This is a genomic window from uncultured Pontibacter sp. (genome assembly GCF_947492645.1).
Classification (GTDB): domain Bacteria; phylum Bacteroidota; class Bacteroidia; order Cytophagales; family Hymenobacteraceae; genus Pontibacter.
Map to the genome: position 1 here is coordinate 464,842 of NZ_CANLMZ010000006.1, position 20,476 is coordinate 485,317.

Consider the following 20,476-nt stretch of genomic DNA (forward strand, 5'->3'; position numbering starts at 1 on the left):
GAACAGTAGTTTGAAATCTAATTTTGGATAACTGAAGTATACAACATTATATAACCATGTAGCTCCTATGCCCATCAGTTTAAACTATAAATTCTTGTTGCAGGCAAGTGTGCTGTCGGCCCTGGCTACTTCTGTTATAAACCTGGCCATTTCACGTACACTATGGTACAACTATGATCTTATTCCGCTTTGGGGGCCGCAATGTATCGCCAGTTACTTAACTACGGCAAGTATGGTATTTAGCTTTGGTATAACGTTAATCGTAACCAAAGCGGCACGCAAAGCACTACGCACGCAGCAAATCCTGCCGTTGCACTGGCACCTGAAAAGCCAGACTATCATAGATCAGTTGCCGGTACCTACGGTGCACAGAGCTTTTATACTTAGCATACTAGGAGCTTTAATGGCCGGACTGACAATTTTTTTGCTTAACTATAAAAATTTTACTGCCTTTTACTATTATGAGTTTGCTGCTTTCAGCATTGTATACTTCTCTATGCTTTCGGTGGCAATGGCAGTTATGTCGGCGTATAGGGCCATGGGCGACGATGTGCTGAAGCAGTTTAAAGTATAGTATAAAACAAAAGCACACTTGCTGCTGCTAAGTGTGCTTTTGTGGAATAAGAAGTATTGTTATTTAAATTTCTCTTTCAGGATCTCAAACTCAACTGCCGGCGCAATACGCTCATAAAGTATATTGTAAACAGCATTGGTGATAGGCATTGCCACACCCATCTTTCTGTTAAGTTCCTGTATACTTTGCACAGCATAATAGCCTTCTGCCACCATGTTCATCTCTATCTGAGCTGATTTTACGGTGTAGCCACGGCCTATCATATTTCCGAAAGTGCGGTTGCGGCTAAATTGAGAGTAAGCTGTAACAAGCAAATCACCTAAATAAGCAGACCCACTCAAGTCGCGGTGAATTGGCATCGTAGCATCTAAAAACCGCTCTATCTCGAACATAGCATTTGATACCAGCACCGCCTGAAAGTTATCGCCATAGTTTAAACCACGGGCAATACCGCAAGCCAGCGCAATAATGTTTTTGATGACAGCGCAATATTCTATGCCATCTAAATCATCCAATGGATTGGCCTTCACGTAACGGTTGCGCAGCAATTCGCAGAAGCGTTCTGCCGTGCCCATATCGTGAGAACCAATAGTTAAGTATGATTGCTTCTCCAGGGCTACTTCTTCGGCATGGCAGGGGCCGGCAATTACGAGTTGGTGCGTATTGGGCACCTGGTACACCCGCTCCACATAATCTGATATAAGGATATTCTCCTTCGGGATCATGCCTTTAACTGCCGAAACAACTACTTTGCCTCTAAGCGCATCTTCTCCTAAGTCCTCAAGAGCCTGTTGCACAAAGGCCGCCGGCACAGCAAGTATAACCCAATCTGCCACAGCCACTACAGCCTGTATATCAGAAGACGGTTTTACATAGTTCAGGTCATAAGACACCCCGCTAAGATAGCGGGGGTTATGCTTAAAGTTGATAAGGTGCTGCACATCGTTTTTATTGCGCATCCACCAATGAACCTGTGATTTGTTCTCGGAGAGAATCTTAACTAAGGCTGATGCCCAGCTTCCTCCCCCTAAAACGGCTACTTTTTCCAAATCGGGTAATCTAATTTAATCGTTATTCTCTGCTGCTATAGCTGCTGTTTTGTTTATCGAGCCCGCATCTTTAACGGCTACTTTCGCGCCGTCTTTCAGCGTGCTTGATACTGCTCTGAACGGACCGGTTACTACTTCCTGGCCGGCTGAGAGTCCGCTTAATATTTCGATGTTCTCGAAATCGCTGATACCGGTTTTAACTTTAACTGCCTTTACAGTATTTGTTGCTTTATCATAAGCAAATACAACTTCCTCCACTTTTGCGGCAGGTGCTTTGGCTTTAGTATCATCCGTATTTTGCTGCTGCTCACCTTCGCCTTCTTCCGTGGCATTTGCAGTTTTTTCTTTCTCGTTAGATCGGGTGGTTACTGCTGATAGCGGAACAGATAAAACACCAGTTTTCCTTTCCGTGATAATATCTACAGAAGCTGTCATTCCCGGGCGGAATGGACGCGCATTTTGCTCTGCCAGGTGGCTGTACGACTCGTTAAGCAAACGAATGCGAACCTCAAACTCTGTTACTGCCTCCAGGGATACAGCATCTTTTGCTGTGTTTGCGATGGCAGTTACAACGCCTTTAAATTTCTCGTCTTTGCTTGCATAAGAGTCTACCTCTACTATTACAGAGTCGCCAAGGCCTACGCGAATAATGTCGTTTTCGTTTACATTTACCCTCACCTCCATGTTGTTCAGGTTGGCAATGCGCATAATTTCTGTACCTGCCATTTGCGATGTACCCACCACACGCTCTCCACGCTCTACGTTCAGTTTAGAAACGATACCGCTTACAGGAGCATAGATGGTTGTTTTGTTCAGGTTTTCGCGCGCATCTTTCAAGGCTGCCTGTGCGTTTTGGATGTTAAACTCCGATGCTTTTACACTCTGCTTTAGAGACTCTACCTCCTGCTGTGCTGCTAAATATGTAGCAGATATTTGTTGCCAATCGGCTTGAGAGATAACTTTCTGGTCGTAAAGGGTTTTGTTGCGGTCGTAGTTTTGTTTTGCCTGCGTAAGGCTGGCCTGTGCCTGGGCAAGCCTGGCTTTGGTCTGGCCTAAATTGGCTCTGGCAGAGTTTACACTTGCCTGCTGCGCATCCACAAACGACTGGTAGTTGTCAGGGCGAATGCGAAGCAACAACTGGCCTTTTACCACCGAGTCGCCTTCCTCTACGTTCAACTCAATAATTTCTCCGGATACGTCCGGGCTGATTTTGATTTCTGTTTCTGGTTGAATTTTGCCGGACGCACTTACTTTCTCTACAATCTCTGCTTTGCTGGCCTTTGCCAACACAACTTCAGTTCCTTCGTCTTTACCAAGCCAACCGGCCTTTTTTGCTACAATAATACCAACTAGTAAGAATACAAGTACTCCAACAAGTATCGGGATCAGTTTCGATTTTTTCTTAGCCATAATTTTTTAGAAAGAGATGTCTTTACCTTGGTAAAAGTCTAATACCTTTTGTTTAAACGTAAATTCGTACTTTGCCTGAAGCAGGCTTGATTGTGCTGAGCGGAATGAGTTCGCTATCACATTAAAATCTACAGTATTGATGACGCCATTGTTTAGGCGCAGTTCTGCGTTGCGGTAGTTCTTTTCGGCTGCACGCAGCTGCTCTCTGGCGGCTACATATTTACGCTGGGCTGCCAGGGCGTCTACATAAGCCTGTTCTATTGTCTGGCGCAGGTTATTGCGTGCTATGTCAGCATCAAGTTTAGCGTTTTCCTGTGCAATTTTGGCTCGTTGTACGTTGCTGCGCGCCTGCAGGCCATTAAGTATCGGCACGTTTAGCTGAACACCCACCTGTTTGTAAATGTTGTCGCCTATCTGGTCAAAGAATGGGTAATCGCCATATACCGGTGTGTTGATTACACTAGGTAAAAACACCGTCTGTTTTGGTTCTATTCCCTGTTCATCTTCATAGAATTCATACTTTAAGAAGCCATTATCAACTGTAGAGCGGCCTGTAAGGAAGCGGGATGTGCTGGAGTACCTGCTGCTGACGCCACCCACTATGCTCAGGCGAGGGTAATATGTGCCTCTGGCTATATCTAACCCTTTGCCGGCACTAAGCAAACGTAAATCTGCAGCTTTAATAGCTGGCTGAGTTTGCACAGCCACATCATACACCTGGTCACCGTTCATCAGTACCGGGCTCTGGTCTGGCTCCGGTATTTCAGGTATTTCAATTTCAAAGCCTTGGCCTACAGGGATATTAAGCATCTGCATTAAATTAACCCTTGAAATATCGCGTTGGTTCTGGGCATTTATTATCGCTACCTCATCAGATGCAAACTGAGACTCCAGTTCCAGTACTGTGTTTTCGGCCACGCTGCCGGCATCAAACAAAATGCGGTTGCGCTTTAGCTGCTGGTTTGTGAGGTCGCGCTGTAACGTGGAAGTTTTTATTAACTCGTCAGCAAAGAGTATATTAAGGTAAGCTGTTACAATCTGAAGTGTAATATCATTTTGAACAGCCAGGGCATTCTGTTCGCTTGCCTGTAACTCTAACTCGTTTTGCTTAATAGTATTAAGCTGCTGAAAACCCATGAACAACGGTATAGAGCCGTTTATCGAAAAGTTTGAGGTTTGAGAGCTTTCGTTTACCAGGCTGAAAGTTACTGGGTCCTGGTACGATCCTGAATTGTAATTATAGTTACCTCCGCCATTTATACTTGGCAAACGGTTGAACTTTGACTGCCTCAGGTCTACTGCGTTCAAGTTTTGGTTCATGAGGCTCTGGCGTGCCTGCAGGTTGTTTTTTAAGGCATAGGCTACTGCCTCCTGTAAGGACCATGTTCCATCTGCAGGAGCTTGTTGCGCAACACCATCCTGGATACCAGCAGAACAGGCAAGCCCAAGAGCCAGCAGTAAAAGTCTGGATGTTTTCTTCATAGTAACTATATGTTGTTAAAGATCTATATTAGGGATATAAACCACGTTTTTTACCCAGCTCAACTGCTTCAGGTACTCAAGTGTAATTGGCTTAATACCAGAGTCCATTTCTATAAACTGGCGGGCCATCTCGTTTCTGCCCTTCCTGGATACATTCATGGTGGCTATGTTGCAATCATCATGGGCTAGTACCGATGCAATAAAAGCTATACTTCCGCGCATATCGGCAGCATCAATAATAAGTGTGTGCAGCGTAGCCGAGAAACTTGCCGAAAAGCCGTCTACTTCCACAATATTGATGACACCTCCACCCCTGCTCTGGCCAATCACTTCAACCTCTCTGTCTCCTGCCTTCAGGTTTAGCTTAATAGTATTAGGGTGCATGGTAGAGGCATTGCCTACTGACTTGAAGGTATACTTCAGCCCACGCTCTTTTGCATGGTCAAAGGCTTCTTTAATGCGCTTGTCGTCCGTTTTGAAATCCAGTAAACCGGCTACAATTGCCCGGTCGCTGCCATGGCCTTCGTAGGTTCGGGCAAACGAGTTGTAAAAGGTAATAATAGCCTCTTCCGGGGCTGCTCCCAATATCCGAATGGCTGCACGGGCTATGCGTACCACACCAGCTGTATGTGAACTCGAAGGTCCAATCATTACAGGACCTATCATATCAAAAACGCTACTTTTTTCAGCCATAGAGAGTTACCAATCGAAGAAATATCGTAAAAATCAAATTTAAGAATTAACTGCCAGTTTTGCAGTATTAGCATGCTAAAATAGCTTTATTTCTACAAATCGCTCTGTTTATTCTACTAATCAGCGTTATACTTCTAGCAAGCCGGCATTTGTGCAGACGAGCCATGTTGCTGCTCAGCTATTTAATCCATGCTACCGATCCGCCACTTTAAGTTTATGAGCCTTAATAAGGCAATTGATGTCGTTAAATTTAAGATATATGGCCCGGTGGTGCAGTTAATTTAGTTAATTTGCAGTAAGTTTTATAATCGTACACTTGTTAAAGCGCTTTAAATGGAGCATGCATTTAAACCAGAAGTACTGGAGCAACTAAAAAGACTGGAAGAAAAGTATGTGCCGCTGGGTCAGGACCTCGCGGCTTACCTGGAGGGTCTTTATTACACAAACTTTGTTAATTACTGGGATTATATTCACCTGGACACGCTGCTTAGCCTTCAGAACCCGCGCACAAATATTCCGGACGAAAAGATATTTATCATCTACCACCAGATAACAGAGTTATACTTTAAGCTTTGCCTGGAAGAGTATAAACAAATTGCAGAGGATAAAGACATTACGTTAGAGTGGCTCACCAAACGCGTGATACGCATAAACCGCTACTTCGACAACCTGATCAACTCTTTTGATGTGATGGTGGATGGCATGGACCCGAAGCAGTTTTTGCAGTTCAGGATGGCGCTGATGCCAGCAAGCGGTTTCCAGTCGGCACAGTACCGTATGATAGAGATAGCCTCTACGGATTTGCGCAACCTGGTGGCAAAAGACAAAAGAGCCATACTTGGCCTGCAAAGCACGCAGGAAGAAATGATCGGGTGTATTTACTGGAAAGAAGGTGCTACGGAGGTGGCTTCTGGTGCTAAAACGCTGACGCTGCTGCAATTTGAAGAAAAATACACCGACACGTTAATTAAATTCGCTAAACAGTACGAGCATACTAACCTTTGGAGTGTTTACAAGCGCTTACCCGAGGCTGACCAGCAAGATGCGAAGCTTATAAAAGCCATGCGTGCCTTAGACAGCAATGTAAACGTTAACTGGCCGCTGATGCATTATAAATCGGCAGTACGTTACCTGCAACGCGACCCGGATGTAATTGCTGCCACAGGCGGTACAAATTGGATGAAGTACCTGCCTCCAAAATTTCAGAAACGTATTTTTTACCCCGAGCTCTGGAGCGAACAGGAAATTGAAGAATGGGGAAAAGGCTGGGTAGATAAAGTGCTGAACGGCGATATTTAATTTTAAAAAAGTATAAGGTAAGCATTTGGCCGCGCAGTTTATTTTAGCTGCGCTCCCTTATCTTTATGCTCACTTCGAACCAGCTACACGTTATACTTGTTGCTAAGCAGATATTAACAAAACTATCAAAATAGGTTTAAGGCTAACTACCTTACCCATCACAACATGAGAAAAAAAGAACTTGACCTGGTGTTAGCACCAGAGGTTGCCTTTGATGCAGCACAATTAGAGCACGAAATCTTTAAAAGTGCCAGTTTAAATCCAAAAGATGTTACGTATGTGCACCGGGTAAAGCGCTCTATTGATGCGCGTGGCAGGCAGGTATTGGTGCGTGTTCGCGCTGATTTATACTTAGACAATCCTCCTGCCGGTGTAACCTCTCCTATTTATACTTACCCAGATGTCAGCCATGCGAAGCAGGTGGTAATTGTTGGCGCCGGACCTGCCGGTTTGTTTGCTGCCTTGCGTTGCATTGAGCTTGGCCTTAAACCAATTGTGCTGGAGCGAGGCAAAGACGTGCGCAGCCGCCGCCGCGACCTGGCTGCCATCAACAAAGAGCATACTGTTAACCCAGACTCAAATTACTGTTTCGGCGAAGGCGGTGCAGGTACTTACTCTGATGGGAAACTTTATACCCGATCTAAGAAACGTGGTGACCTGGAGCGTATACTGCAGATTTTTGTACAGCATGGCGCTACACCAGACATTCTATTTGATGCCCACCCGCATATCGGCACCAACAAGCTTCCTAAAATTATAGAGGCTATCCGCGAAACTGTTCGTGAGGCCGGCGGCGAAGTGCACTTTGATCAACGCGTTTCTGATTTTATACTTGAGCAGGATGAGATGCGCGGTGTGGTGACTTCCGATGGGCATACCTATTTAGGCGAGTCAGTTATACTTGCTACGGGGCACAGCGCCCGCGACATTTTTGAGTTGCTGCATACAAAAGGCATTACCATAGAGGCCAAGCCTTTTGCAATGGGCGTTCGCGTAGAGCATCAGCAACGACTTATAGATAGTATACAGTATAAGTGCGAAGACCGCGGCCCATACTTGCCGGCATCGTCTTACGCGCTTGTGCACCAAACACATTATAATAACAAGCAGCGCGGCATTTTCTCTTTCTGTATGTGTCCCGGTGGCTTCATCGTGCCATCAGCAACGGCACCCGGCGAGGTTGTAGTCAATGGGATGTCTCCGAGCCGCCGCGACTCCCGTTTTTCAAATTCGGGTATTGTAGTTGCCATCGAGCTGGAAGATATGGAGCTTGACAAGTATGGCCCTCTGGCAGGGTTACGCATGCAGCAGGCGCTGGAGCAAAAAGCCTGTGAAATGGCTGGCGGTACACAAGCTGCACCAGCCCAGTTGCTAAAAGACTTTACAAACAGGAAAAAGAGTAAGGATTTACTGGAAACATCTTACCAGCCAGGTTTGGTTTCTGTAGACATAAACCAGCTTTTTTCAGAAGAAATGGCATATCGCCTGCGTGAGGGCTTCAAGGCGTTTGGAAACAAGATGCGCGGATATTTAACAAACGAAGCTCAGATTGTAGGCGTGGAAAGCCGCACCTCTTCTCCTGTTCGGGTACCTAGAAACCGTGAAACTTTAGAGCACGTTAGCATAAAAAGACTGTACCCTTGCGGTGAAGGCGCCGGCTATGCCGGGGGTATTGTATCAGCGGCAATGGACGGTGAGCGTTGTGCTGAGATGGCCGCTTTAAAAGCAGGTGTGCAAGTGGGCTAGCGCATTTTATATTTGAGCAGGACTACATCGGCACTTTATCCGTAAGTATAAATTCGTACATGTGCTGTTAATATTTTTAGTGGCAGTACATATTTTAAATTGTAGTTTGATAAAAGCAGAGATAGATGAAAAAGACAGTTGTTGTGGGAGCTACTGATAACCCATCCCGTTATGCATATAAAGCTGTACATCGTTTGCAGCAACATGGCCATGAGGTAGTTCCGGTAGGCATCCGTAAATCTGAAGTTGGAGGCCAGCCTATTGTTACAGACCTGAGCCAGCCTATTGCTAGTGTTGATACGGTTACCTTGTATGTGGGGCCTCGTAACCAACCTTATTGGTATGATTACATTCTTTCGTTAAAGCCGAAGCGCATTATATTTAACCCAGGCACAGAAAACCACGAATTTGAGCAAATGGCTGCTGATGCTAACATCGAGACCTTGCACCATTGTACGCTGGTGATGCTGGCAACAGATAGCTATTAAAAAATTTGACAGAAGGTATAACCTCCGTTAAATAGCATCGTATAAAGAATAAATATCAAGCAGATGGCATTTGTTGTCTATGCTTAAAAAAGAAGGAATCTGCTAAAGATTCCTTCTTTCGTTTTATGGCTTTCCTGTTTTGCAAGTGCTGTAGCCGCCATCAATTTAAAGTTTGCTTTCTTTCCATTCACCTTCCTCTTCTTCCATCTGGTAGCGCATGGTGGCAGCAAGGGCTTTATCTGGTAAAATGCTTGAGCTTGTAGCTTGCAGTTTATTCATCAGGCCGCTTACGACTTTTGCTTCGCCATTCATGAGTGCATTATAGCCATCCAGCGCTACTTCGGCGGGTTCTGAAAGCTGGCCATGTGCTGCCCTGGTATGAGCTGCCCCTGCTCTCCTGAAGAACATGGTATTGCTGGCACCCGGGCATAAGGCTGTTACAGTAATGCCTGTATCTTTCAACTCGTTTGTAAGTGCCTCTGAAAAAGAAAGTATAAATGCTTTGGTGGCACCGTAGATTGCCATCAGCGGGGCAGGCATCAACGAAACAATAGAGGCAACATTCAATATTTTCCCTTCGCCTTTGCGTTTCATGTCTTTGAGGAAGTGCTTGGTAAGCTCTACCGGTGAGTTTACGTTAAGCTGAATAATAGCCAGTTCCCTGTCAAGATCCGTTTCGTAAAAGAACCCGTGTATGCCTGCCCCTGCATTGTTTACAAGTATATCCACGTGTATGCCGCTTTCTTTAACCTGCTGGTAAACTTCGCCTGCAACGCCTGGTTGTGCCAGGTCGGCGGTTATAATGCATACATGCTGCAGTTGATGCTTATCCTGTAGTTTGTAACCAAGTTTACGTAGGCGCTCTGTGCTCCGGGCCACCAGTACCAGGTTATAGCCATCTCTGGCAAACAATTTGGCGAACTCCATTCCAAAACCATTCGAAGCCCCGGTAATCAGTACTGTTTTTTGCTTGTTTTCAGCTTGATTTGTTCTCATAGGTTGTATTTTAATTTCCAGTATATCATCTTATTTACCTCTTTGGGTAAGTTTAAGTTGTATCTGACAGAAACCATAAGCATAAAAAAGGCCTCCATAAAAAATTGAATGGAGACCTTTTTTGCTGATAAGAAGTATAAATTTAAGCTTCCCGGCGAAGAACTTCCAGCGGCGGCCTGTTCAGGATGCCCCGGCTGTTAAGCATACCGATGAAAACAGTTAAAGCCGTTATTCCTATAAAAACCGGCAGTAGCGGCAAAAAGTCAGGCACAAAATTTACCTCGAAGCTAAATACGGCCAGGGCCCAACTAGCTGCAACCGAAAGTATAACGCCCGTGCCGGCAGCCAAGGCACCCAGCAACAAATACTCAAATGCATTTATACTTAAGATCTGCTTTCGGCTGGCACCCAGCGTGCGGAGCAGCACACTTTCCTGCACCCGCTGAAACTTGCTTATATTGATGGAGCCAATGAGCACCAATATACCTGTGATGATGCTGAACAAAGCCATAAACCGGATAACAAAGGATATTTTGCCCAGTATGTCATCCAGGGTTTGCAGTATAAGGTCTAAATCAATGGCAGATACGTTAGGAAAACGTTTAACCAGATTTTGTTGAAACGCTGCAGATTGCGCCGTTGAGTCGGTGCGGGTCATGAGTACGTGAAACTGCGGTGCTTCTTCCAGCACGCCTTTCGGAAAAACTACCAGGAAATTGCTTTGCACACGGTTCCACTCCACCTCCCGTAAATGGTTGACAACAGTAGTAACCAGAGCACCCTGCACGTTAAACACCAGCGTATCCCCTAGTTCAACTTTAAGCCTTTCAGCATATCGATCCTCCAGGGAAATAGGTACAGGTGCCGTTGGGTTTGTAACTGTGCCCTGCCAGGTTCCTTCCACTTCTTTTTCAGAGCTTATAAGGCTGTCTCGGTAAGTGACACGGTACTCCCGGGTATAAGCCCAATCTGGTATGCCAAGTGTGGTGTCTTCGCGCACATCGGCGGCACGCAAGCCATTCATCTCCTCTAAGCGCATGGTAACAACGGGCACATACTGCAGCAGCGGTAAGCCAGCGTCCTGTGTAACACGGGCTACTTCTTCTTTCTGTGCATTCTGTATGTCAAATAAAACCAGGTTAGGTTGGTTCTCGCTTCCGGCAATGGCTACTTCGCTTAGCAGCAGCCGCTGCATCAGGAATAGCGTGGAGATCAAGGCCGTTCCTAGTCCGATGGATACTGTTAATAGCAACGTCTGGTTGTTAGGCCTGTATAAGTTTGCAAGACTTTGGCGCCATACATAGCCCCAGCTTACCGGGAAAAATCTTTTCACAAACCACATCATAGCTCTGGCCAATAAGGCAAGTACCAGAAAGGCAACTATAACGCCACCCGTAAAAGCCAGCGCACGCAACCAGGTGTTAAGCTGGAAATAAGCAAACACAAAAATGAAAGCAAGTATAAGAACGTATACCGCCCAGCGTACTTTGTCTTTTTGTGAGGTAAGATGCTCTACACCGGCACGTAAGGTTATTAGCGGCGACACGTTACGAATGGTAAGCAAAGGCAGCAAAGCAAACAGCACCGCCACTACCAGGCCAATGGCTATACCCTCCAGTATGGCTAACCACGACACGGCAACTGTCACCTCAACAGGCAAAAACGTACGGAACAGTTCGGGCAAGTATAATTGTATCAGGCTGCCAAGTATGGCCCCTACTACAGAGCCTATCAATCCCATCGCCATCACCTGGAAAAGATAAATCAGGAACGCCTGCTTGCCGCTTACGCCCAGGCAGCGAAGCACACCTATAGTTGCCAGCTTTTCGCGGATGTATACGTGTACCGCACTTGCCACCCCCACACAACCTAGGAGTAATGCCACAAAACCAACCAGGGCGAGAAAACTTGCGAGGTCTTCGTAGGCCTTGCCCGTGCCTTCTTTTCTGCTGTTAACGGTGTCAAAACCAAAGCCTGCTTCTTCAAATCGCGGTTCTAGTTTCTTTACCAGTTTATCGGCATCTGTAGTTTCAGGCAGTTTATAATAGTGATAATAGTTGATGCGGCTGCCCTTTTGCAGCAAACCGGTTTCTTCTAAATAATGGCGTGGTATATAAACAGCAGGCGCTATGGTGGCTGTCATAGCGGTTTGGCCCGGTATTCTGTGCAGGGCTCCGGCAATCTCAAAAGTTGAGTTTCCTACTTTAATGGAGTCGCCGGGTTTTGTGTTATACTGAAGTAGCAGCGTATGGTCTACTAAAGCTTTGCGGCCTTCTTCCCGGAACGCTTTGCTGGCACTTTGGGGTTCTGTTTCAATTGCGCCATAGTATGGAAAACCGCCCTGTTCCAGGGCCCTTACCTGCACAAGCCTCGTTCCCTGGGATGCCTGGAAAAACACCATGGATACAAAGCGTACTTCATCCGAGCGGTCTCCGGTCAAAGCAAGCGAATCCAGGAGCTGCTGCATTTTGGGTTCTATCTCTTTGTTGGAGGCAACCACCAGGTCAGCTCCTATCAAAGATTTTGCTTGCTTGTCGATGTCGGTGCGCAGGTTATCCGAAAAAGAGTTGATGGCCACAAGGGCTGCAATGCCCAGTACGATAGAAGAGATGAACAATGCCAGCCTGCCCCTGTTGCGGCGGCTGTCGCGCCAGGCCATTTTGAGGAGCCAACGCAGGTTTAGCGGCCTTTTTTTATTTAGATGTATGATGGTATCGGACACGAAGGTTAGTTTTGGTGATTTGCGTTATCTAAAAAATCAGCGTTGAACATTGCCTACCGAAGAAGTAAATTGATCAGATACAACAGTACCTCCCTTAATGCGGATGATACGATCAGTTTTCTCGGCCAGCTCCAGGTCATGTGTTACCAGTACAAGCGTAGTTCCGGTTTCGCGGTTCAGGTCAAATAACAGCTTCTCAACCCGTTGGCCTGTTTCCTCATCTAAATTGCCTGTTGGCTCATCAGCAAAAAGTATGGCCGGCTTATTTGAGAAAGCACGCGCCAGCGAAACACGCTGCTGCTCTCCGCCTGATAATTGTGTGGGGTAATGATCATGCCGCTCAGCCAAGCCTACGCGCTCAAGCAACTCCATTGCCTGGCGGTGCACATTGCGCTCGCCCCGCAACTCTAGCGGCACCATCACGTTTTCGATGGCTGTTAAAGTAGGAATCAGCTGAAAGTTCTGGAATATAAACCCTACGTACTGGTTGCGCACCTGCGCCCGCTCATCTTCAGATAGATTGTCCAGCTTAACACCGTTTAGTATAACAGAGCCAGAGGACGCTCTGTCGAGCCCGGCGCAGAGGCCCAGTAATGTTGTTTTGCCACTACCGGATGGTCCTACAATGGCACAGGTGTCTCCGGCTTGAAGCGAAAAATTTATACCTTGCAGTACGGTTAGCGGATGCCCTCCGCTGTTGTAGGTCTTCTGGAGATCTTTGATGTCGAGTATAATGGACACAGATAGTAGGTTTAAGTAGTACGTTAATGTTCAGTTTGGCCGATAGCCTGTAAATATCAATCAACAGGGGTTTTACGTTTATGTTTAACGCAAAGCCAAGTATAAATTTAAGAAAAACATGTGTAGATGAAGATAAAACAAAAATTTTTCCTGCTGTTTGCGGCCGCGGCGTTTAGCTTTTACAGCTGTAGCGAGGCCGACCGTACAGCAAACAACACGGCCACCCAGGAAGCTGGCACAGACCAGGACACAGTAGCTGACAAAGCCACTACAACCAAGACGATTCTTTTTTTCGGTAATAGTTTAACTGCAGGCTATGGTCTGGAGCCAGACCAGGCATTCCCGGCTTTGATACAACAAAAGCTTGACTCCCTGAACCTGCCCTATAAAGTTGTAAATGCGGGGGTGAGCGGAGAAACCTCTGCAGGTGGCAAAAGCCGAATAAACTGGCTCTTAAAGCAGCCTGTTGATGTTTTTGTGCTAGAGCTTGGTGCAAATGATGGCCTTAGGGGTATAGACCCAACAGAAACCTACGCAAACTTAAGGGAGATCATACAGCGTGTGAGAGAAAAGAATCCTGATGCTGAAATTATACTTGCCGGTATGCAAATGCCCCCAAGTATGGGCCAACGCTATGCTTCAGAATTCAGGGAAGTGTTTACCCGACTGGCTGCAGATGAGCGTGTTACTTTGATCCCATTTTTACTGGAAGGCGTGGCTGGCGATCCGAAACTAAACCAAGGCGATGGCATACACCCAACTGTAGAGGGTCAGAAAATACTCGCTAATAATGTTTGGGAAGTTATGGAAGATTTACTCAAAGATAACAGCTAGTAAACTAACCTGGTTTCGAAGTTTAAATGTAATTCAAAGGTTGGTTTTAGGTTAAAGTAATGTGTTGATTTAACCCGTTTTACAGTATAGGACACTACTAAAACAACATAGTATTGCCGGTAAAAAAGAGTTAGAAAGTATGTCGTGATTTTTCGGCTACTCTTTCTAACTCTTTTTCTATTTATACTTTATTCTGATATCTTTCAAAAATATAGTCAACGGCCAGGTAATTAAAGCAAACTGATTGGCCGTCGGAAAAAAAATATAGAAATTTATTTATCCTCAGGCAACCTCAGGTATAGTATCCTACATCTAAGGTTTACAGAGCCACGCAAAGCTCTGCCATTGATTTAAACGAAAGAGCAAAATTTGATAAACTTTTACACAGCGTGTCGGAAGCAGATTTAATAGCGGGGTGTCGGAAGGCTGACAGTAAAGCACAGAAAGTGCTATACGAGCAGTATGCTTCAAAAATGTACGGGGTGTGTCTCCGTTACCTCAAAAATGATATGGATGCAGAAGAGGCGCTGCTGAATGGGTTTATGAAAATTTATAAAAACATTGACCGCTTCGAAGCCAAAGGCAGCTTTGAAGGCTGGATACGCCGCATTATGGTTAACGAGGCGCTGGCTTTTCTTCGGAAAAAGGAGCCCCTGCACCTGGCTATAGATGACAGCCACATACAACTGGCTGGCGGTACCGGAGCAGACCAGGATTTGGCAGAGGGAGAGTTGATGGAGTTGCTGCACAGTCTGCCCGCAGGCTACAGGGCCGTTTTTAACCTGTACGCCATAGAAGGATACTCACACAAAGAAATAGCAGACATGCTAGGAATAAACGAGGGCACATCTAAATCGCAGTTAAGCAAGGCACGCGCCATGCTGCAGCGCAGGTTAGAAGGACAAAGTGCTATTGCTGTTTAAGTATAAGGAGGATAAAATGAGACCAGAAGAAATAGATAAGATTTTTAAGGAAAGATTAGGAAGCACTACTCCTACTCCACCAGCTGACCTGTGGAACAGACTACAGGATAGAATGGAAGCAGAAATGCCACAGCAGCTAAAACCAAAAGAAGAAAAGAAAAGCTTTATGTGGATTTACTCTTCTGTTGCGGCCACGCTGTCTTTGCTGCTTACAGTAGGTGTTGTGTTTTACAATATTAAATCTACTCCTGAGGTAAGCGACACGTTGGCTTTAAAAGATAAAACCATACTTCTGGAAGAACCTATGTACAATGCACCAGTTGAGGAGGCAGTAGCACAGGTAGAAGCTATAGAAAAACCGGCAGAAAAAAAATCTGAAATAATTTCTGAACCCCGGGCAACCAAAGAAGCAAGCCCTGCATCTAACATTACAGAAGCGGTTGAGAGACCTGCTACACTAGCAAAGGCAAAAACAAAAGCTGTACAGCAAACAAAAGCAGCCCGCGCTAACACAGCATCTCAACCAACGGCACAGGTGCAGCAGGCACTTGCCCAAAACACCCCGACAACTGAAAGCCCAGCAGAAGCTGCAACAGTTATTCCTACCGGAAAACCTGTGATGCCATCTGCCCTGGCTGCCAGCGCCGACATGAATGCGAAGCCTGTAGAGATCACCATTGTACGTTCTGCGGCCCCTGCAATAGCAACAGCTGTGGCAGAGGAAAAAGAAACAGGTGGCCTTGAAAAGAAAGCTAAGCTTGCCAAAAACATTTTTAAGCAGGCCCGCAATCTGGCAAACGGCGAGCAGGTACAACTGGCAGACCTTGGCATAAGAGCCGACAGAGTAGCGCTGGAGACACAGATCGGGAAACAAAAAATTTCAAAAGTTATTAATCTCTAACCCTTCAAAACCATGAAACGAGTACTACTAATCATGGCCATTTTTATGGCCACCGTTACCGGTGTGTCTGCCAAAGGCGGTCTTACCGTGAAAGAGCGATTAACTTCGGAGCAGGATACCATTGTTGTTAAGATGGCGAATGGCGCCAAACTGATACTGCAACTGCAAAACATTGAGCAGCTAAAAGCTTTCCAGAACTATAGCCTGGATTCCCTGATGCTGGAACTAAACAAATATGTAGCGCAGGTTGACCAAATGGAGAACACTACAACCGGTGACAAGGATATGACAGTAACCTTTAATACTGAAAAATCTAAGGACGGTAAGGCAGAGCAGATTACGGTAACGGTGCAGGAAAAAGACAAGAAAACCGGGCAAGTAAACAAAGAGCGCCACGAGATTAAGATAGGTAAAACCTTTAAAGTGGATGTAGAAGTAGAGGAAGATGGCAATGACACTAAAATAAACGTGAATGTGCCAGACCAGGCTGAGCGTGACAGTTTGAAAGCCGCGGAGAAAGAGAGAAACTACAAAGCCTCTAAGTTTAACTTCGACATAGACCTGGGCTACAACAACCTGCTAAACACAGAAGACTTTGAGGTTCCGGATCTGAAAACGCTTGGCTCCCGCTATGTAAGTTTAAACCTGCACCTTAACTCCCAGGTTGGTGGCCGCAAGAGTCCATTCTACATCGTATCTGGTTTTGAGTTCGCATTCAACAACCTGATGTTTGATGATAACATTATTGTGAGTGATGTAAACAGAGTAACCACCTTTACAGAGGTTCCTGATTTCAACATGGAAAAGTCTAAGCTAACCTACTCTTCTGTGAACATTCCAATCATGCCGATGCTACAGTTTAAGCGTGAGAATGGAAAAGACGGCTTCCTGATTGGTGCTGGTGGATTTGCGGGTTACCGCTTGGGTGCCCACACCAAGCTGAAGTACCAGGAGAACGGCAAAACTGAAAAGGACAAGACACGCGATAACTTTAACCTGAGCGATTTCCAGTATGGCTTAGAAGGTGTTATAGGCTACGGTAGCGTAACATTATTTGCCAAGTATAACATGAATGATCTTTTTAAGGATAATCGCGGACCGCAGGCTAACGTCATCAGTTTCGGCATACGCATCCTAGAGTAAGTAAGTATAAAGTAACTGTTTGTGATTAAGGTGAAAAAAAGAGGAGCGTTACTGCTCCTCTTTTTTTATACTTCCTGCTTAAAGGTTTTATACTTAAGCATTGCGCTTAAAATTATCTATTATAATAGCTGTTGCCGTTGCCACGTTTAGCGACTCTGCCTTGCCAAAGGCCGGTATCTTGATCAGTTTGTTTACCTGGTTTGCAACTTCTGGCCTGATGCCGTTTGCTTCGTTACCCAATACTACAATACCCTCCGGCTTAAGTTGCATTTGGTGAAGGTTCTCCCCTGCTAATGATGCCCCGTAAATATCAAAACGCTGGGTGTGCTGCGCTAGCCACTCCGGCAGGTTTAAATAGTAAACATTTATCCTTGTAAAAGAGCCCATGGTGGATGAAATTACCTTGGGGTTGTAGAAGTCAGCGCATGTTTCGGAGCATATTACATTTTTTAAACCATACCAATCGGCAATCCGGATAATTGTACCAAGATTACCGGGGTCGCGTATATCATCGAGTGCAATTACAAAGTCTTTTTCTTTTAAATGCAGAGCCGGTAATTTACGCATACTTGCAACTGCCAATGCGGCGTTGTTACTTGCAAACGTACCTGCAGCAACAAGTTCTGCTTCTGTAACTACATCATACTTAAAGCCTTTAGCAAGTATGGCTGCGTGTTCATCTTCAAATGATGCGGTAACAAACAGGTGTTGCACTTCGAAATCAGAGTGCAGCAGTTCCAGCACACTTTTAGCGCCCTCTACAACAAAGGCTTGGTGTTGGCTGCGGTATTTTTTTACTTGCAACGATTTAATGTACTTTACAACTGCTTTCGAGAACATAGAAAATAAACGTTTGACACCACGAGTATACATATACGCCCTCGCAATTACAATGCTGTTCTTTACAGGCTGCATTCCGACTGCCTACCTTGGCGAGAACGAACAGCTGCTGGTAAGTATAAAGCCTGAGGGGCTACAGTTAGTGGATCAGGCTGCAGTACAGGCACTTTACCGGCAAAACCCTAACCGCCTTGTGTTGGGGTCTGCCCCATACCTGGCACTCTATAATTTTGGCAAAAAGTTTTATGATCCTCCTAAAATACAGCAAAAAATAGAGGAGCAGGAAGTAAAGCTTAACAGGAAAATAACCGAAGCGGGTACGGATACCTCCAAAATTGTAAGAATACGCAACAGGTTTGAAAATAAGATTGAACGCCTGGAGACGAAACAAAAAGAAGGAAACTTCCTGATGCAGCTAGGCGAGCCCCCGGCAATTTACGACTCCTTGCAGATGCAGCGAACAGTAGACCAAATTGGAATTTACCTTAACTCCAAAGGTTTTTTTAACAGCCAGACCAGCTTTACAAAAGAAGTTAAAAATGACAAGCTGGTATATGTTACTATCAACATCGAAGAAAACACACCTTACAGATACTCCGCATTTACCTATACAATTCCCGATACTACAATCAGGCGGCTTGTGCTCAGCTCTACAAACAGGTCGCTGTTAAAGCTGGGCGATATTTATGATGAGGATGTGTTGTCAGAGGAAAGAGACAGACTAAATGATCTGTTGCGTAACCGTGGGTATTATGAGTTTGCACGGGCTTACATCGACTTTTTAGTAGACACCACTAAAGCCGGCAGCTATGCGCAGGTAAATACGATCATTCAAAACCCTGAACAGGGAGGAAAGCACAAGCAGTACACCATCCAGAATGTATACTTTAAATCTGACCGCGACAGGTTTGGAATTGCCCGTGATACGATAAAGTATAACGGCATCAATTACATGGCTTACAAACACCGCTACTCAACTGAAATCCTTGATAAGAAGATTGATATCAAGCCAGGGCAGCCGTACAGCCAACTGTTAACCACTATCACGCAACGGAAGCTCTCCAACCTTGATGTCTTCCAGTTTAATAATGTGCTCTACAACAAGGTAAATTCTCCTGTAGATTCTGTTTACCAGCTTAATGCCTTTATCAATGCCTCACCGGCTAAAAAGTACCAGGAAACTACCGAGCTTGGCGTAAACTTTACGGAGCGCCGGCCTGGGCCATACACAAGTATACGCCTGCGCGTTCGTAATATATTTAGCGGAGCCGAGAACCTGGATATTGGCCTATATGGTGGTTTGGAAGGGCAGATCGCTTTAACTGAGCGAGCAGAAACAGTTATGATTAAGGAGTATGGCGGCAACGTGTCGCTTACGTTTCCGGTTATACTTGTGCCGTTTACAAACAAAAGCCTGCTGGCAGATTTAAACCCAAGAACGCGTTTCTACACAGGTTTCTCTTCAGAAGATCGTACAGAGTATAAGCGGCTAAGCTATCAGTTAGGCCTTGACTATATCTGGCAACGTTACAGGGGACCTTCACAGCCGCCTGTAATGCAGTTTACTTACTCCCCTGTTAACTTTAATATTATTCAGGTAAGCCGCGTTGACTCCACTTTTGTTGATTACCTTACCAGGTTTAGTAACAGCAGATCGTTAGCCGAAAGCTTTGAAAGTGCTCTGCTGTCATTCATGTCGTTTAACTTTATTTACAATACAAACGATTTTGCACAGACCAGGAATGCGCGCTATTTCCGAACACAGGTAGAGCTAGGCGGCCTGAGCCAGTTAGCGGGCCTTGACTTGAATGTAGGTGACCTCAGAACGTTCCAGTACGGCAGAATTAACCCCGATTACCGCCGCTATATACCTTTGGGTGGTAAGCGCTTATTTGCTTACAGAGTAAACGCAGGTGTTGCTAAACCCCTGTTTGATTCAAATGTATTGCCCTACGACAAGCACTTTTTTGCCGGGGGTGCATCTAGTGTCAGAGCCTGGCAGTCCAGGAGATTAGGGCTGGGGTCTTATGCAGCTACTACAGAAACAATCGTTGATGGCGAAACAGTAGTGACCAGAAATTTTAATGCTGAGCAGCCCGGTGAGGTTTTGCTGGAAGGAAGCGCAGAGTACAGATTTAACATGTTCAGCTTTATAAACGGGGCGCTCTTTGTCGATGCAGGCAACGTGTGGGAGCTCCAAAAAGATCCGTCTAAACCAGGTGCCAATTTTCAGTTTAATCGCTTTTATAAAGAGTTGGCAATAGGTACTGGCTTTGGTATCCGCTTTGATTTATCAGTAGTGGTGCTTCGCTTTGATATCGCCACAAAGGTTATTGACCCCGCTGAACTCCGTGGTGAGCGCTTTGTACTCGACAACTTCAAATTCTCTCAAATTTTTACCCGTAATAACCAAACCTCGCTTAATATCGGTATCGGGTATCCTTTCTAAAAAGCATTTTCTGCTCTAAGTTTTTGTTTAAACGGAAGTGAAGCGGGCTTTCGTTTTTTTAATTTTTTCAAACTTTTTTCGGTTTCGGTTGAATTTTATTTTTCCACTTTTAGTAGATACCTATTGTATTATTACGGTTTACAACAGTTGATGTAAAAATTGTTTTAATGCAATTAGTTATTGGCG

At 45.3% G+C, this 20,476-nt stretch carries 17 protein-coding genes; 9 read left to right on the forward strand and 8 right to left on the reverse strand.

Translation table 11 applies throughout. The features are described 5' to 3' along the window. Window positions 1–67: 67 nt before the first annotated feature. Window positions 68–574, forward strand: coding sequence for a hypothetical protein (locus tag Q1A23_RS08595; protein ID WP_299822007.1), 507 nt, complete (start codon window positions 68–70; stop codon window positions 572–574). Window positions 575–633: 59 nt separating this feature from the next. On the opposite strand, the gene Q1A23_RS08600 is transcribed toward Q1A23_RS08595, so the two are convergent. Genes Q1A23_RS08600 through sdaAB form a run of 4 tightly spaced genes read right to left on the reverse strand, consistent with a single transcriptional unit; the run spans window position 634 to window position 5,208 of the window. Beyond that, on the reverse strand, window positions 634–1,623 hold the full coding sequence (locus Q1A23_RS08600) for an NAD(P)H-dependent glycerol-3-phosphate dehydrogenase (protein ID WP_299822009.1): 990 nt from the start codon (window positions 1,621–1,623) through the stop codon (window positions 634–636). Between the two features lie 15 nt (window positions 1,624–1,638). Beyond that, entirely contained in the window at window positions 1,639–3,033 is a 1,395-nt protein-coding gene (locus tag Q1A23_RS08605) for an efflux RND transporter periplasmic adaptor subunit (protein ID WP_299822011.1), read from the reverse strand. A gap of 6 nt (window positions 3,034–3,039) precedes the next feature. Continuing rightward, window positions 3,040–4,515, reverse strand: a complete 1,476-nt coding sequence (locus Q1A23_RS08610) for a TolC family protein (protein ID WP_299822013.1) — start codon at window positions 4,513–4,515, stop codon at window positions 3,040–3,042. 15 nt (window positions 4,516–4,530) lie between these two features. Then, window positions 4,531–5,208: an L-serine ammonia-lyase, iron-sulfur-dependent subunit beta gene (sdaAB, locus tag Q1A23_RS08615; RefSeq protein WP_299822014.1), complete on the reverse strand. Its 678-nt coding sequence runs from the start codon at window positions 5,206–5,208 to the stop codon at window positions 4,531–4,533. Between the two features lie 333 nt (window positions 5,209–5,541). Here sdaAB and Q1A23_RS08620 point away from each other — a divergent pair, with 333 nt between their 5' ends. From Q1A23_RS08620 to Q1A23_RS08630, 3 genes are all read left to right on the forward strand, one after another. Further along, a complete protein-coding gene (locus Q1A23_RS08620; protein ID WP_299822016.1) occupies window positions 5,542–6,507 on the forward strand; it encodes a tryptophan 2,3-dioxygenase family protein in 966 nt (321 codons plus the stop codon). Window positions 6,508–6,672: 165 nt separating this feature from the next. Next, window positions 6,673–8,253: an FAD-dependent protein gene (locus tag Q1A23_RS08625; RefSeq protein WP_299822018.1), complete on the forward strand. Its 1,581-nt coding sequence runs from the start codon at window positions 6,673–6,675 to the stop codon at window positions 8,251–8,253. A 125-nt stretch (window positions 8,254–8,378) separates the two neighbouring features. Then, entirely contained in the window at window positions 8,379–8,741 is a 363-nt protein-coding gene (locus Q1A23_RS08630; protein WP_299822020.1) for a CoA-binding protein, read from the forward strand. 165 nt (window positions 8,742–8,906) lie between these two features. Here the strand turns inward: Q1A23_RS08630 and Q1A23_RS08635 are convergent, their stop codons facing one another. The 3 genes from Q1A23_RS08635 to Q1A23_RS08645 form a co-directional block, all read right to left on the reverse strand. After that, window positions 8,907–9,737 carry an SDR family oxidoreductase gene (locus tag Q1A23_RS08635; protein WP_299822022.1) on the reverse strand — a complete coding sequence of 277 codons (831 nt, stop codon included), beginning with the start codon at window positions 9,735–9,737 and terminating at the stop codon, window positions 8,907–8,909. A gap of 142 nt (window positions 9,738–9,879) precedes the next feature. After that, window positions 9,880–12,459: an FtsX-like permease family protein gene (locus Q1A23_RS08640; RefSeq protein WP_363322032.1), complete on the reverse strand. Its 2,580-nt coding sequence runs from the start codon at window positions 12,457–12,459 to the stop codon at window positions 9,880–9,882. 36 nt (window positions 12,460–12,495) lie between these two features. Then, complete coding sequence (locus Q1A23_RS08645; RefSeq protein ID WP_299822024.1) at window positions 12,496–13,200, reverse strand: ABC transporter ATP-binding protein; 705 nt, start codon at window positions 13,198–13,200, stop codon at window positions 12,496–12,498. A gap of 126 nt (window positions 13,201–13,326) precedes the next feature. Here Q1A23_RS08645 and Q1A23_RS08650 point away from each other — a divergent pair, with 126 nt between their 5' ends. The 4 genes from Q1A23_RS08650 to Q1A23_RS08665 all read left to right on the forward strand — a co-directional run bounded on the left by Q1A23_RS08650 (window position 13,327) and on the right by Q1A23_RS08665 (window position 17,001). Further along, window positions 13,327–14,034 (forward strand): arylesterase, encoded by a 708-nt coding sequence (locus Q1A23_RS08650; RefSeq protein ID WP_299822026.1) that lies wholly within the window; start codon window positions 13,327–13,329, stop codon window positions 14,032–14,034. A gap of 389 nt (window positions 14,035–14,423) precedes the next feature. Continuing rightward, window positions 14,424–14,957, forward strand: coding sequence for a sigma-70 family RNA polymerase sigma factor (locus Q1A23_RS08655; RefSeq protein WP_299822028.1), 534 nt, complete (start codon window positions 14,424–14,426; stop codon window positions 14,955–14,957). A gap of 16 nt (window positions 14,958–14,973) precedes the next feature. Beyond that, on the forward strand, window positions 14,974–15,858 hold the full coding sequence (locus Q1A23_RS08660) for a hypothetical protein (RefSeq protein ID WP_299822030.1): 885 nt from the start codon (window positions 14,974–14,976) through the stop codon (window positions 15,856–15,858). A 12-nt stretch (window positions 15,859–15,870) separates the two neighbouring features. Beyond that, window positions 15,871–17,001, forward strand: a complete 1,131-nt coding sequence (locus Q1A23_RS08665) for an outer membrane beta-barrel protein (protein WP_299822032.1) — start codon at window positions 15,871–15,873, stop codon at window positions 16,999–17,001. Between the two features lie 93 nt (window positions 17,002–17,094). Here the strand turns inward: Q1A23_RS08665 and Q1A23_RS08670 are convergent, their stop codons facing one another. Further along, window positions 17,095–17,841, reverse strand: coding sequence for an RNA methyltransferase (locus Q1A23_RS08670; protein ID WP_299822034.1), 747 nt, complete (start codon window positions 17,839–17,841; stop codon window positions 17,095–17,097). A 13-nt stretch (window positions 17,842–17,854) separates the two neighbouring features. Between Q1A23_RS08670 and Q1A23_RS08675 the strand changes: the two genes are divergently transcribed. Beyond that, the gene (locus Q1A23_RS08675; protein ID WP_299822036.1) at window positions 17,855–20,290 is read left to right on the forward strand and encodes a BamA/TamA family outer membrane protein; all 2,436 of its coding nucleotides are present in this window, start codon (window positions 17,855–17,857) and stop codon (window positions 20,288–20,290) included. Window positions 20,291–20,476 lie beyond the last annotated feature (186 nt).

What these genes read in the sequence shown, in the direction of transcription:
- Q1A23_RS08595 (WP_299822007.1), top strand. Translation starts at nt 68, where the DNA reads ATGCCCATCAGTTTAAACTATAAATTCTTGTTGCAGGCAAGTGTGCTG.
- Q1A23_RS08605 (WP_299822011.1), bottom strand. Translation starts at nt 3,033, where the DNA reads ATGGCTAAGAAAAAATCGAAACTGATCCCGATACTTGTTGGAGTACTT.
- Q1A23_RS08610 (WP_299822013.1), bottom strand. Translation starts at nt 4,515, where the DNA reads ATGAAGAAAACATCCAGACTTTTACTGCTGGCTCTTGGGCTTGCCTGT.
- sdaAB (WP_299822014.1), bottom strand. Translation starts at nt 5,208, where the DNA reads ATGGCTGAAAAAAGTAGCGTTTTTGATATGATAGGTCCTGTAATGATT.
- Q1A23_RS08620 (WP_299822016.1), top strand. Translation starts at nt 5,542, where the DNA reads ATGGAGCATGCATTTAAACCAGAAGTACTGGAGCAACTAAAAAGACTG.
- Q1A23_RS08625 (WP_299822018.1), top strand. Translation starts at nt 6,673, where the DNA reads ATGAGAAAAAAAGAACTTGACCTGGTGTTAGCACCAGAGGTTGCCTTT.
- Q1A23_RS08630 (WP_299822020.1), top strand. Translation starts at nt 8,379, where the DNA reads ATGAAAAAGACAGTTGTTGTGGGAGCTACTGATAACCCATCCCGTTAT.
- Q1A23_RS08635 (WP_299822022.1), bottom strand. Translation starts at nt 9,737, where the DNA reads ATGAGAACAAATCAAGCTGAAAACAAGCAAAAAACAGTACTGATTACC.
- Q1A23_RS08650 (WP_299822026.1), top strand. Translation starts at nt 13,327, where the DNA reads ATGAAGATAAAACAAAAATTTTTCCTGCTGTTTGCGGCCGCGGCGTTT.
- Q1A23_RS08660 (WP_299822030.1), top strand. Translation starts at nt 14,974, where the DNA reads ATGAGACCAGAAGAAATAGATAAGATTTTTAAGGAAAGATTAGGAAGC.
- Q1A23_RS08665 (WP_299822032.1), top strand. Translation starts at nt 15,871, where the DNA reads ATGAAACGAGTACTACTAATCATGGCCATTTTTATGGCCACCGTTACC.
- Q1A23_RS08670 (WP_299822034.1), bottom strand. Translation starts at nt 17,841, where the DNA reads ATGTTCTCGAAAGCAGTTGTAAAGTACATTAAATCGTTGCAAGTAAAA.